Origin of the sequence: Izhakiella australiensis, assembly GCF_002006995.1 — a bacterium.
GTDB lineage: Bacteria > Pseudomonadota > Gammaproteobacteria > Enterobacterales > Enterobacteriaceae > Izhakiella > Izhakiella australiensis.
This window is the reverse complement of the sequence record NZ_MRUL01000005.1, coordinates 68,071-80,463: the sequence shown is the minus strand read 5'-3', so window position 1 is coordinate 80,463 and position 12,393 is coordinate 68,071. Positions and strand designations below refer to the sequence as shown.

Annotated in this window: 11 protein-coding genes; 6 read left to right on the top strand and 5 right to left on the bottom strand. The window is 54.6% G+C overall.

Annotated elements, in window-relative coordinates; all coding sequences use genetic code 11:
- The first annotated feature begins 6 nt into the window (after positions 1-6).
- The 4 genes from BTJ39_RS09665 (at position 7) to BTJ39_RS09650 (ending at position 4,523) form a co-directional block, all read left to right on the top strand.
- Positions 7-273 carry an SRPBCC family protein gene (locus BTJ39_RS09665; RefSeq protein WP_198412942.1) on the top strand — a complete coding sequence of 89 codons (267 nt, stop codon included), beginning with the start codon at positions 7-9 and terminating at the stop codon, positions 271-273.
- 112 nt (positions 274-385) lie between these two features.
- Positions 386-1,180, top strand: coding sequence for an SDR family NAD(P)-dependent oxidoreductase (locus BTJ39_RS09660; protein ID WP_078002481.1), 795 nt, complete (start codon positions 386-388; stop codon positions 1,178-1,180).
- A 306-nt stretch (positions 1,181-1,486) separates the two neighbouring features.
- On the top strand, positions 1,487-2,521 hold the full coding sequence (gene yncE / locus BTJ39_RS09655; RefSeq protein ID WP_241825900.1) for a 7-bladed beta-propeller protein YncE: 1,035 nt from the start codon (positions 1,487-1,489) through the stop codon (positions 2,519-2,521).
- Positions 2,522-2,531: 10 nt separating this feature from the next.
- Positions 2,532-4,523, top strand: coding sequence for a TonB-dependent receptor domain-containing protein (locus BTJ39_RS09650; RefSeq protein ID WP_078002479.1), 1,992 nt, complete (start codon positions 2,532-2,534; stop codon positions 4,521-4,523).
- Positions 4,524-4,568: 45 nt separating this feature from the next.
- Here BTJ39_RS09650 and BTJ39_RS09645 read toward each other — a convergent pair whose 3' ends face one another.
- The 4 genes from BTJ39_RS09645 to BTJ39_RS09630 form a co-directional block, all read right to left on the bottom strand.
- On the bottom strand, positions 4,569-5,492 hold the full coding sequence (locus tag BTJ39_RS09645) for a GlxA family transcriptional regulator (protein WP_078002478.1): 924 nt from the start codon (positions 5,490-5,492) through the stop codon (positions 4,569-4,571).
- A gap of 15 nt (positions 5,493-5,507) precedes the next feature.
- Positions 5,508-6,038, bottom strand: coding sequence for a cysteine hydrolase family protein (locus tag BTJ39_RS09640; RefSeq protein WP_078002477.1), 531 nt, complete (start codon positions 6,036-6,038; stop codon positions 5,508-5,510).
- A 157-nt stretch (positions 6,039-6,195) separates the two neighbouring features.
- The gene (locus BTJ39_RS09635; RefSeq protein WP_078002476.1) at positions 6,196-8,175 is read right to left on the bottom strand and encodes a ligand-gated channel protein; all 1,980 of its coding nucleotides are present in this window, start codon (positions 8,173-8,175) and stop codon (positions 6,196-6,198) included.
- 280 nt (positions 8,176-8,455) lie between these two features.
- Complete coding sequence (locus tag BTJ39_RS09630) at positions 8,456-9,739, bottom strand: MFS transporter (protein WP_078002475.1); 1,284 nt, start codon at positions 9,737-9,739, stop codon at positions 8,456-8,458.
- 354 nt (positions 9,740-10,093) lie between these two features.
- Here BTJ39_RS09630 and BTJ39_RS09625 point away from each other — a divergent pair, with 354 nt between their 5' ends.
- Positions 10,094-10,630 carry an isochorismatase family protein gene (locus BTJ39_RS09625; RefSeq protein WP_078002474.1) on the top strand — a complete coding sequence of 179 codons (537 nt, stop codon included), beginning with the start codon at positions 10,094-10,096 and terminating at the stop codon, positions 10,628-10,630.
- Here the strand turns inward: BTJ39_RS09625 and BTJ39_RS09620 are convergent.
- Positions 10,627-11,295 carry a GntR family transcriptional regulator gene (locus BTJ39_RS09620; RefSeq protein WP_078002473.1) on the bottom strand — a complete coding sequence of 223 codons (669 nt, stop codon included), beginning with the start codon at positions 11,293-11,295 and terminating at the stop codon, positions 10,627-10,629. The two genes, BTJ39_RS09625 and BTJ39_RS09620, sit on opposite strands and share 4 nt — an antisense overlap.
- Positions 11,296-11,629: 334 nt before the next feature.
- Here BTJ39_RS09620 and BTJ39_RS09615 point away from each other — a divergent pair, with 334 nt between their 5' ends.
- Entirely contained in the window at positions 11,630-12,391 is a 762-nt protein-coding gene (locus BTJ39_RS09615; RefSeq protein WP_078002472.1) for a LamB/YcsF family protein, read from the top strand.
- Positions 12,392-12,393 lie beyond the last annotated feature (2 nt).

Sequence of the window (12,393 nt, the reverse complement as noted above, 5' to 3'; positions counted from 1 at the left end):
TTTCCGATGAGCCTTGTCGTCACGGAATATGAGCCTTTGCGCCGACTCGCCTGGGCCACGACCGTTGACGGTGATGATAGCGCATCGACTGCCTACCACGGCTGGGTGATTACCCCGACCAGTGAAGGGCGCCATGTGCTGACGGAAGAGACACAGCAGGGGCCCTGGTTTCTTGAGGTTCTCGGCCATCAACATCCTGGCGGACTTTACCGCTATCACCAGCAATGGGTCGAATGCCTTGCCCGCGCGGCAGAGGCTACCATTAATCGTTAGGACCGCAAGCGGCAGATATGCCGATCCTGAGTACGGATGGCCTGCGGGGCTATATGCCGCCGGTGCTAAAACGCGGGACTATTCTGACCCACTATTACAGAGGACAAATGCGATGAAGATTGAACTTACAGGCCGCAGGGCGCTGGTTACCGGATCGACAGCGGGCATTGGTTTTGCCATTGCGGAGGGGCTTGCTCTTGCGGGCGCTTCTGTCGTCATCAACGGGCGTGGAGAAGAGCGGGTTTCTTCTGCATTGCAGGCGTTGCGTAGCCGCAATCCGGATGGTGATTTTTCCGGGGTGGCTGCCGACCTGTCGACAGCGGAAGGCAGCGCAAAACTAACCGGCCTGGTGCAGGATACCGATATTCTTATCAACAACCTTGGCACTGCGCATCTCAATGGCTTCTTTGAGCAGCAGGACAGTGAGTGGCTGGATCTGTTTCAACTGAATGTAATGAGCGGCGTTCGTACTGCCCGATATTACCTCCCGGCAATGATGAATCGTGGCTGGGGGCGAGTTGTGTTTATCAGCAGCGAGTCGGCGATCATGATCCCAAGTGAGATGATCGATTACGGTATGACAAAAACGGCGCAGCTGGCCATCTCAAGAGGATTGGCCGAGCTGGCTGGCGGTACCGGCGTCACCGTCAATGCTGTTTTACCCGGCCCCACCCGCTCAGAAATTTTGTCAAACTGGATGAAAGTAACAGCCGAGGAGCAGGGGACCACGCAGGAAGAAGCGGAACAGGCATTTCTGAAAAAAATGCGTCCGACCACGCTCATAAAGCGATTCACGACGACTGAAGAGATTGCAAACATGGTGGTTTATGTCTGTTCTGAACAGGCTGCCGGCACTACGGGCGCAGCACTGCGCGTTGACGGTGGTGTTGTACGCGCACTCTTCTGAATTGACCGGGCAGCAACGTTTGCTGCCCTTAAAAAACCAGTCTGACTGCACCGTTAATTTTCCATTCTGGCTTCAATTATCCGCGCTTCACTTCTTACGCTAAATAACACCATAAAATATGTTCTCACCGTGGTTATTCACATCTCTGGCGGGCAGATCCCTTTAATAACTGACATTAAGAATGTTCTGAAACATACCCCAATGAGATACGTTGTGTAATTGCAAATGATAGTAATATTTATTATCATTTTCTTTTAGTGAATAACTGTAAAGAAAAATGACATGATGACAACAATGATAAAAAAGATGGCCTCAGGGGTGCTTGCTCTTTCATTTGTATTTCAATCCAGCGCGCTATTTGCCAGGGAATTCACGGAAAAAGATTTTCAGTCGCAGCCCTTGGGGCGCGGGGCTTACGAGCTGGCATATGATAATGGTCAGCAGGTTCTTTATGTTGCAACAGCCCCCTCATTTGATAAGGATAAAACTGACGGATTAGTATTCCAGCTGGCTGCCAGTAACCTGAATATTAATAAGGAAATAAAAACCGAACGACGGGCCTTTGCGGTATCTCTGGATGAAGAAAAGCATATTTTATATTTGGGCAATGCGCTGGACGGGTCGGTTACCCTGCTGGATACGCGTAGCAATAAAGTAGTAAAAACTATTCAGCTGAGTGATAACTCAAAGCCGCAAAATATCATCCACGCCCGTGAAGTGGTGCTGGATAAAAAGCATCAGCGCCTGTATATCTCCGGCATGGCGGGTAAGGGCAAAGGGTTGCTCTGGGTTGTCGATACGCAGAAACAGCAGTTGGTTGATACCCTTGAAGATATGGACCCCGTCGGCTTCGCGGTTGATACGCGCGGCGATAAGGTTTATGTCGTGAGCGGCAGGGGGGAGTTAATCACTCTGGATGGTAAAACATCGCAACCGCTGTCACGGGTGAAAGTCGATCCCGCTGAGCCTAAGCACTACTTTCTCAATATTGCCCTTAATACCGCCAGCGGAGTGGGTTATATCGCTGACACCAACACCCGTGACGTGCTGGTGGTGCAGCTGGACTCCGGCAAGCTTATTCAGCGTATTCCTTCGCCGAACTCCGTTGCCGTACTGTATAACGCCGCGCGCCACGAAATTTATGTTACCCACCGCAACGCCCGGCTGATAAGCGTTATTGACGCGAACCGCAATGCGCTGAAGCACACCATTAAAACTGCCGCAATGCCTAACAGCCTGGCGCTCTCTTCTGATGCCAGAACGCTGTATGCCAGCGTCAAGCAGGATGAAAAAGACAATAAAGCTGATTATGTCCTCAAAATTGATTTAACCAAACTCTAAGGACTTTTCCGTGACGATTAAAACGCGCCTGGCCGTGGCGATTGCACTCGCCTTTACTCCGCTTTCCGCTGGCGTTTACGCCGCAGAAAATCCGTCAACAAACGAAGGGCAGATGGTGGTAACCGCCACGGGTTTCAGTCAGGAACGACGCGAAGCCCCGGCCACAATCTCGGTGGTTGATGAGAAGGAACTCAATAGCCGTTCAAACCAGAATATTACCGAAGCCTTGCATGAGATGCCCGGCGTGCTGGCAGGCAACGGCCATGGCAGCCTGGCAACCGGCGATATACAGATGCGCGGAATGGACTCTACGTATACCTCATATATGGTTAACGGTATTAAGCAGAGTACCCGCGAATCCCGCCCTTATGGCCACCATCTGGGCACTGAAGCGGCGTTTATGCCGCCGCTGGCCGCCATTGAGCGCATTGAGGTGATCCGGGGGCCAATGTCTTCGCTGTACGGCTCTGACGCGATCGGCGGCGTAGTCAACGTCATCACTAAGAAAGCCTATAACCTGGATAAATGGACCGGGGTGCTGGAAGATAATTACTTCCTGCAGGAGAAAAGCGAGTATGGCAACACCAATCAGATCAATGCCTTTCTGATGGGGCCGGTGGTGCCTGGCAAGCTTGGCGTGAGCGTCGGCGCTGATTACCTCGATCGCCGCGATGATGATAGCCCGACGAAACAGCGTTTCGTTAAGCATCAGTCAGGAAACCTTGATGCCACTATCTCTATGTCGCCAACCGATACTCAACTGTGGGATCTGAATGCCACAAGAGGCCATCAGACCAAAAGTCATAATCCCTGGTACTGGGGTTTCGACCGCGACGCGGTGTCGCTTTCTCAACATGCCTGGTACGGCGATGATCTGATTGAAGTGAAAAATTTCGTCAGCTATGAGAAAGCCCGCACGGAATACCGCGTACCTGAAATGTCGCCGCAGTTCATTGAGCAGCGCAATTTTGAAGCGAATAGCGCCAATAGTTTCTCTCTGGGCGATCACAAGCTGACGTTGGGAGCAAACTTTACCCGTAATGAACTGAATGACACCTTCGACATTGAGGACAAAGTTGCCCCGGGGGTAACCCCGGTCAGCAAGATTGCGCGTAATGGCTGGGCGCTGTTTGCCGAGGATGCCTGGACGATCGTACCGGACTTCATGCTCACGACGTCGGCTCGTCTCGATCATGACAGCTATTTTGGCTACCACCTTACGCCTAAGCTCTATGGGAACTGGACGATTGATGAACACTGGGCGTTGAAAGGCGGCGTATCTGCCGGTTATAAGAAGCCGGATTTGCGCGAAAATAACGGCGGCTTTACCAGCGTGTATGGGAGTTATCCCTATTCGTCCATCGGCATTGGCAACGATGAGCTGAAACCGGAACAGAGCATCAATACTGAGCTGGGCTTGTACTGGCATCAAAACGCGCTGGCTCTGGATGCCACCCTCTTCCATACCAAATTTAAAAACAAAATCAGCGACTACACCATCTGTACGGAGACGGAGACTCAGCAATGCCGGTACAACGGCTATGTCGCTAAAGAGGTTTCCCAATATTTCAACGTCAGCGATGCGGAAATCTACGGTCTGGAGCTGAACGGTGACTGGCAGGTCACCCCTTCTCTGAAGGCCAATGCCAATTATACTTACACCCATAGCGAACAAAAAAGCGGTCAGTACAAGGGTTATGCGCTGAGTGATTTCCCAAGCAGTATGGCGAATGTTTCCCTTAGCTGGAATGCACGCAATGACCTTGAGCTGTGGACGAAAGCCAGCTGGCGCAGTCATTCACCGGATATTGGCAAAACCAGCTCAACGGACGCCTATGCGCTGGTCGACCTGGGGGCGCGCTACCATCTGAACCGCAGCATCACCCTGATGGCCGGTATCTACAACCTGTTTGATGTGAATCCGACTTACACGACCTCTTATAACCAGACGGCAATGCTGGAAGGAAGAAGGTATAACCTCGGCGCCCGCTTTGAGTTCTGATTTTTACCTGCATCCGTCGCGCCGCAGCGAAAAGTAGCGCTGGGATCAAATTGCAGGTTGGCGCGTCTGCATGCGGCGTAGCTGACGCGCGGAAGAGAAGCCGGCGGCCAGTGCGGCGCGTTCAAGGGACTCACCCTGAACCAGTTGCTGCTGGGCTATCGCCAGCCGCAGCGACTGGTGATAATCATGGACGCTGATGCCAAGGTGCTGACGAAAAAGGCGTGACAGATGGCGGGCGCTGACGTGAACCCGCCCGGCCAGTGCTTCTAACGGCCAGCTATCCTGCGGATGAGACAGCATCAGATCCTGGGCGCGGTGGATAGCCGGATGCTGATGATTGCGATGCTGTAGCCAGGGAGAAAGCTGCGGATCGTCGCCGGCGCGGCGAAACCACACCACCATTTCCCGCGCCACTTCCAGTGCGGTCTGCGCACCGCACCGCTGGTGAATCAGGTGTAGCGCCAGGTCGATTCCGGTGGTAATACCGGCGCTGCTCCAGACCCCCTGGTCGACAACAAAAATACGATTATCGCGGACCTTTGCCGCCGGCGCTGCCTGGCGCAGACGGCTGATAACATTATGGTGGGTGGTACATTCTACGCCGTTTAAAATGCCGGCCTGGGCGGCCAGCAGCGTGCCGGAGCAGATACAGATAATAGTAATATCACCGGCATGAATGGCGGGCTGCTGGCGCGCCAGCCAGTTGCGGGCGATACGGGCTTCTTCGCTGCTAAAGCTGCGACGTGAATCGCCGGCCCCCGGCACCACTAATATACTTCCCGGCGGCAACTGTTCCGGCAGCGGTTCTATTTCACCGAAGGTCAGACCGGCCGTTCCTTTCACCACCGGCACAGGGCCGATGTAACGCAGCGCGAAAGCGTCACCGCTTAGCGCCAGGGTTTCTGCCGGGCCGGTAACATCAAGCGTCAGTACGCCAGGGAGCATCAGAAACCAGACCGGGGTTGCCATCTTCACTACTCCTGATTAAAAACAGTCATCAACAGAACAAATATCGGCAAAGCGGTCGGTCAGCACCGCCGATGTGCGTAGACGTAAATCTGCCACGCTTAGCGTCTGACCGCCATACTCCAGCGGCGTGGTCATGGTCGCTTCGGTGACGAATTTCACCTTATAGCCGAGATCGCTGGCCACCCGCGCGGTGGTTTCACAGCATTGCTCGGTACGAATGCCGGTAATAATTAGCTGATTAATATCCCGCTCGCGCAGCCAGCGATCCAGTCCGGTATCGGTAAACGCGTTGTGAACATGTTTATAGATAGTCAACGCCGGTTGGTGGTTCAGGAAAGGCAGGCGAGTCACCAGGCCAGAGGCCAGCGAGAAGGGGCCTTCCTCCGCAAGATGAAACACATCCACTACCGGGATCTGCCGCTGTTCACAGGCGGCGATTAGCGCCAGCAGACGTTGTTCAAACAGCGCACTCTCCGGCTGTTCGGCATAGCCTCTTGCCAGAAATGAACGCTGCACATCAATGGATAATAACGCGGTACGGGACATTTTAAGCCATCCTTTTTTGTTAAGATGACCTTATTCTGCGTGGCTTTAAGTCGTTATGGCAGGCCAAAAACGGACATATTGAACAGCGTAAGGGACAGGTTTGCCTGCGGGGTGAAATCAGCGGGTTCCCGCCCGGGAAGGCGGGAACCCGACGCCGTCAGAAGTTATAGGTAAATCCGGCGGTATAGCGGCGGCCATCGAGGATGGTTTCGTAGGTCTGATAATCGATACGTTTATCAAACAGGTTATAAACCCCCGCGGAAAGCAGGGTATTTTTAGTCACATAATAACGTACCCCTACGTCCACCAGCGTATATGAAGGCGTTCCCTGCGCCATTGAAGTACGGCTCAGATACTCGGAGGTTTCACTGCGGAAGTTCAGGCGGCTCCAGACGCCAAGATCCTGAGTAGCCTGCCAGTCCAGCGTGGTATTAAACATATGCTTTGGCATTTTGGTCAGCGGCTTACCAGAGAACTGGCCGCTTTTTTGCTCTGATTCGGTAAAGGTATAATTCGTCGTCAGGTTGAGATCGCGCGTAATCTTCCAGCCAAAGGTGGACTCCACGCCGCGCATATTGGCTTTATCCACATTGACGCGATCGCTGACGAAATCATAGGTGTGGTTACCAATCCGGCAGGACGGATCGGCGCTGCTGTTGCAGCGTCGCACTTCGGTGATTTTATCTTTGAAATCAGTATTAAAGATGGTCACGCCGGCGTTCAGAGTATCGTTGTTATCCCACAGCAGGGCGATTTCTTCGCTCAGGCTCTTTTCCGGCTTCAGTTCCGGGTTGCCGACGATAATACCGTCCAGGCGGCCACCGCCGGTAACCTGGCCCCAGTTGGCGGAGGACTGGCGTAGGTCCGGCGCCCGGTAGCCTGCTGAAACGCCGCCTTTCAGCGTCCACTGTTCGTCCAGATGCCATACGCCGTAGCCGCGTGGCGTCCAGTTGGTACCGTAGTTCTCATCCTTATCCATGCGTAAACCGCCGGTCAGTGCAAAGCTGTCCGTCATTGCCCATTCGTCTTCGGCAAACAGCGCCCAGCTCCAGCGGGTAAGCTTACTCAAGCCATCGGCGGCTTCCAGCTGGTTACCATTGTCGCGTAGTTTTTCATAACGATACTGGCCGCCGACTGTAAGGGTATGATCGCCAAGAAATATTTGGTTTTGATTATTCAGTGTGGTGTTGTACGAGCGCATTTCACGACCTGGATTATTGGTCTCTTCATGCTGGATGTAGCTGGTGGTGTTAAAGGCATCGTAATAGCCATTATGCGTCAGGGCATAAGTTGTATGCTCATAGCGACTTTCACTTTTGCTATTGGGTGTACACATATTCCCACGACAGCGTTCAGCCGCAGCAGATCTGCCGGGCGTACTGTTGCGATCCTGCAATTCCCGGCTGAAATCGAGGTCAAAATCATTTTTCTCATCCGGCGTCAGATTAAAGGTGACCGCGCCGTTACGCATCCTTTGCTCATTGTAGCCGTTGAGGATTTTGTCCTCCGCGCGCCGTGAAAATAGCCCGGTAACTTTGGCGCCGAGAAGACCCTCAATGAGCGGACCAGAGGCATAAGCATCGGTCTGATACAGGTCGCCGGAACGGCGGTTTTCCTGCAAGGTGGCATCGCCATGAATAGAGCCTGACCAACTTTTACTGTTAGAAATCTTTTTGGTAATGATATTGATTACCCCGCCCATGGCATCGGAACCATATAGCGAAGACATCGGTCCGCGAATCACTTCGATGCGCTCAATGGACTCAAGCGGCGGCATCCACCCTTGCTCAATGCCGGAATTATCGCTATTTGGCCGGGTGCCGCGCGTACTAATACGCTTTCCATCTACCAGAAATAGCGTGTACTGGGATGACATACCGCGAATGCTGATATCGCTGCTGCTGGCTCCACCGGTCACAACCACGCCGGGTACATCTTTCAGCGCATCGGTAACATCGCGATAGGCTTTGTCCTCGATCTGCTGCTTGGTTATTACCGATATAGACGCTGGCGCATCCTGGATTTTTTGCTGAAATCCGGTTGCGGTTACTACCATGGTGTTTTGCTCAGCGGCAAAAAGTTGTGGGCAAGTCGCTGCTGTACAGACTAGTACAGCAAGAATTTTCAGACGGGACATTGTCCAATCACTCCGTTTGATAGGCCATTACGCTCATCAGGTAAGCCGTGCAAATTATGCCGCCGCAGGGCTTAGCGATGAACAGGAGTGAGTGATTGTACAAACTAATGTAGGCTTGTAAATAATAATTACAATAATAATCATTATCATTACGTTTTGTGGTAATGAAACGGCGTTATCTGCCCATGCTGCGTATAAACCATGGCCTGCAATCAACGGGCAGATGATATGTCGGGTTGTAAGGAATACGCGCCTGGGCGCACTGGCTGACAGCGCGTAGCTAAAGCGCGCTGCGATCGGGATCGCCTTCCAGCGCCTCAACCTCTTCTTTCTGGACGTCGTTTGCCAGCTGTTGACGCTGACGCAGGCCAGGGAACCACCACATCCATAGCCCTACCACCACCAACGTGCCGACGCCGCCGATCGCCGCTGCGGGAACCGCGCCAAGCCAGGCCGCCAGCATGCCGGATTCAAATTCGCCGAGTTGATTGGAGGTGTTGATAAAAATGGCATTGACCGCGTTCACCCGCCCGCGCATGTCATCGGGCGTATCAAGCTGTACCAGCGAACCGCGGATTACCATGCTTACCATGTCGAAGCCGCCGAGAGCGAACAGCGCCAGTAATGACAGCCACATCCAGCTGGAAAAGGCGAAAATCAGCGTTGCCGCGCCGAATCCTGCCACGCAGAAGAACATAATCATGCCGACGTTGCGTTGCAGCGTACGGCGGCTGAGCCAGAAGCCAACTAGCAGCGCGCCGACCGCCGGTGCGCTGCGCAGCAGGCCGAGGCCGAAGGGGCCGGTATGGAGCACATCGTGGGCAAAAATCGGCAGCAGGGCGGTAGCGCCCCCCAGCAGCACCGCGAACAGGTCCAGCGAAATAACGCCCAGCACGTCCGGTCGCGCGCGAATAAAGCGTACCCCGGCAAACAGCGTGGAGAGCGTCGCCGGCGTACGCGGCGGCTGAGCCTGCTGGTAACGTAGCGTCGCTACCATTAGCAGCGAAATAAGGTAAAGCACCGCAGTGATGGTATACACCACTTCGGCGCCGGTAGCGTAAAGAAAGCCGCCCAGCGCCGGCCCGACGATCTGCGCTGCCTGACCGGCTACGGCGTTCGCGGCGGTGGCACGCGGCAGAATGGTATTAGGCACCAGCGCCGGCAGCATTGAGATTAGCGACGGCGACTCCATGGTTTTTGCCGTTGAGATAATAAACACCAGCAGTAAAATCACGCCGACGCTGGCGTCACCCTGCCAGGTCAGCCAGGCCAGCGCGACAATCGCGGCCCATTCGCAGATCTGCGCCAGCAGCACCACCCGTCGGCGATCGAACTGATCGGCGATGTGCCCTGCCCAGAGCGCCAGCATCACCGAAGGTAAAAACTGAATCAAGCCGATCATCCCCAGCCAGAAGGCGCTATGGGTTTGGGCATAGATCTGCCAGCCAACGATTATCGACAACATCTGGAAACCGAAGCCGGAGCTGGTACGCGCCAGCCAGAAAGCCACGAACGAACGGTTTTGCAACAAGCGCTCGCTCTCATCTGACAATACAGGTGCCATAAATTCATCCCATTAATAAAATACAACCAACGCGCCCCGGGCTGCTAAAGGCAGGTTTTTTATAGGGTTAACGGCGTCAGATCGGATAAAGCTAAACGATAACTATACTGCTAACGATTCTCGCCGGCAGCTACGGCAGCATCTCTGTTTATTTTTTGTAACAAAGTTGTTAACGTACAATCACAGCCTGGCGCCCTGAACCGGCTTTAACGCTATCAGGATCCGCAGGCGCTATGCCTGCCGTGACGCGCAGCTGGCAAAGGGTAAAACCGCCTGTCATCGGCTGGCGCGGGACGCGGCGGTCGCCTATACCTTAAAACAGGCGATAGCCGATATTGATATCAGGAGGAATGCATGACCACCGCAAAGGTGTTGCTGGTCATTGATATGCAGAACGGGGTTTTTTCCGAACCCTTGTTTGACCCCGCTGGCCGCATTGCCAGCGTTAATCAGCTAATCGATGCTACAGATAAGGTGGTGTTTATTCAGCATACCGACGGCTGGATGAAGGAAGGCAGCGAAGCCTGGAAACTGCTCGACGAGCTGCATCAGCCGGCGGGCGCGCATTATCTCAATAAAACCGCCTGTGATGCTTTTTTTGCCACCGAACTGACAACCCTGCTACAGGATCTCGCCGCTTCCCCGGTCACGCTTTGCGGCTGTATGACGGATTACTGCATTGATGCCACGATCAAAAATGGCGCCAGTCAGGGGGTTAATCTGCTGATTGCCGGCGATGCGCACACCACGGTGGACTCGCCGTTTGCCAGCGCGCAGCAGCTGATTGCTCACCACAATCAGGTGTGGGCTAATCTGACCGTTCCCGGTGTGGAGATTCAGGTAAAAACCAGCGGTGAGATCCTGCAACTCTGGCGTGACGACGCGAATTAACCGTGGTGTCGGGCATAGGTGGCCAGCAGCACCCGCTCTGATTGTTCCAGATAGGTTTTCAGCATCCGCGCGGCGTCCTCGCCGTTGCCGGCCTCGACCCGTTGCAGTATTTCCCGGTTCATTTCAACGTAGGGTACGTGCAGATGTTCGGCGTCCTTGAGTATACCGAACGCCAGCCGCAGCTCTGCGGATATATTGCGATAAAAGCTGCTCAGGCGCTTGCTGTCCGCCAGCTCGACGATTGCCCGGTGAAAATCCATATTAGCGGTGCCGATGCCATCCCAGTCCTGACGTTCCCGACAGGCTAGCGCCTGCTCCACGGCGCGTCGCATGGCTTTCACCGCCGGATGCAATGGATAGGCTCTGGCTATCGCCTGGCATTCAATCAGCTGGCGTACCCGGTAAATATCGACAATGGTTGCCATGTCCGGCGTGCTGACAAAGACACCGCGATTCGGCCAGTATTCCAGCAGCCCTTCCAGCGTCAGCACGCGAAATACCTCGCGCAGCGTATTGCGGGAAATTTCCAGCGTTTCGCTTAACGCGGCTTCTGACAGGCGCTGACCCGGCCGTAGCTCGCCCTGAGTAATCTTATCCCGCAGCTTCTGCGCCACGCTGCCGCTGAGAGTACGGCCAGCGTCACCTGCCTGTTTTACAGCTACCATCTGAAGGGATCCCGTTCGCTTTTACCTGCACGCATAGTCACATAACTTCCTCACAGGCGGCAAGCTGGCTGCCTGCATGCACCAGGGGGGTGAAATGACTCATCGCACGCACTTTGTTGGTTCATTGTGCGCACTTTCGTGGTGCATGGCGGCGGCTTTAGCCTTAATGAGTTCACATTTTCGACAATTTTAAGTAACCATTCCATTACTTTTATGCGTATTGTTCAACAATGATCCCGTCATTGTTCTTATTAAATGCCATTTTGTTAATCACTGGCATGACAGTTGCTTAATTTATCGATGGTCTGACAAAACCTCAATCGGAGGCACAGTTGTGAAACGTGTTGATTTAAATAGCGATCTGGGCGAAAGCTTTGGCGCCTGGCGCATGGGTGACGATGAAGCCATGCTGGCACTGGTTTCCAGCGCCAACGTTGCCTGTGGCTTTCACGCGGGCGATCCGGCCGGCATCCTGCAAACCCTGTGCGCTGCACAAAAGCGTAACGTGGCGATTGGCGCGCACGTTTCCTACCCCGACTTGGCTGGCTTTGGCCGCCGCAATATGGATATTGCCAGCGCTGATCTGACTGCTGATGTGATTTATCAGATAGGCGCTCTGCAAGGACTGGCAACCGCCGCTGGCTGCCGCGTCAGCTACGTTAAGCCCCACGGCGCGCTGTATAACACCATCGCTCATCACCAGCAGCAGGCGCAGGCGGTGATTGCGGCGATCAAGGCGCTGGGGGGCCATCTGGCGCTGATGGTGCTGGCGAACTCGCCGCTGGAGGCGCTGGCGCGTCAGGCGGGAATCCGCGTGCTGCGTGAGGCGTTTGCCGACCGGGCCTATACCCCTGAGGGAACCCTGGTCTCGCGCCGTGAGCCGGGCGCGGTGCTGCACGATCCTGAACAGGTGGCGGCGCGCATGGTGCAGCTGGTTACCACCGGTACGCTGACCGCTATTGATGGCAGCACGCTGACGCTGACGGCGGAGTCAATCTGCATTCATGGCGACTCGCCGGACGCGGTAGCAATAGCCAGCGCTGTGCATCAGGCGTTAACCCGCGCCGGCGTTTCCCTGACTGCCGCGGCAGGCTGAGG

Bases quoted from the DNA above. Each gene is read 5' to 3' on its own strand.
- BTJ39_RS09625 (WP_078002474.1), top strand. From the start codon at position 10,094: ATGACCACCGCAAAGGTGTTGCTGGTCATTGATATGCAGAACGGGGTT.
- yncE (WP_241825900.1), top strand. From the start codon at position 1,487: ATGGCCTCAGGGGTGCTTGCTCTTTCATTTGTATTTCAATCCAGCGCG.
- BTJ39_RS09665 (WP_198412942.1), top strand. From the start codon at position 7: ATGAGCCTTGTCGTCACGGAATATGAGCCTTTGCGCCGACTCGCCTGG.
- BTJ39_RS09635 (WP_078002476.1), bottom strand. From the start codon at position 8,175: ATGTCCCGTCTGAAAATTCTTGCTGTACTAGTCTGTACAGCAGCGACT.
- BTJ39_RS09630 (WP_078002475.1), bottom strand. From the start codon at position 9,739: ATGGCACCTGTATTGTCAGATGAGAGCGAGCGCTTGTTGCAAAACCGT.
- BTJ39_RS09640 (WP_078002477.1), bottom strand. From the start codon at position 6,038: ATGTCCCGTACCGCGTTATTATCCATTGATGTGCAGCGTTCATTTCTG.
- BTJ39_RS09660 (WP_078002481.1), top strand. From the start codon at position 386: ATGAAGATTGAACTTACAGGCCGCAGGGCGCTGGTTACCGGATCGACA.
- BTJ39_RS09645 (WP_078002478.1), bottom strand. From the start codon at position 5,492: ATGGCAACCCCGGTCTGGTTTCTGATGCTCCCTGGCGTACTGACGCTT.
- BTJ39_RS09620 (WP_078002473.1), bottom strand. From the start codon at position 11,295: ATGGTAGCTGTAAAACAGGCAGGTGACGCTGGCCGTACTCTCAGCGGC.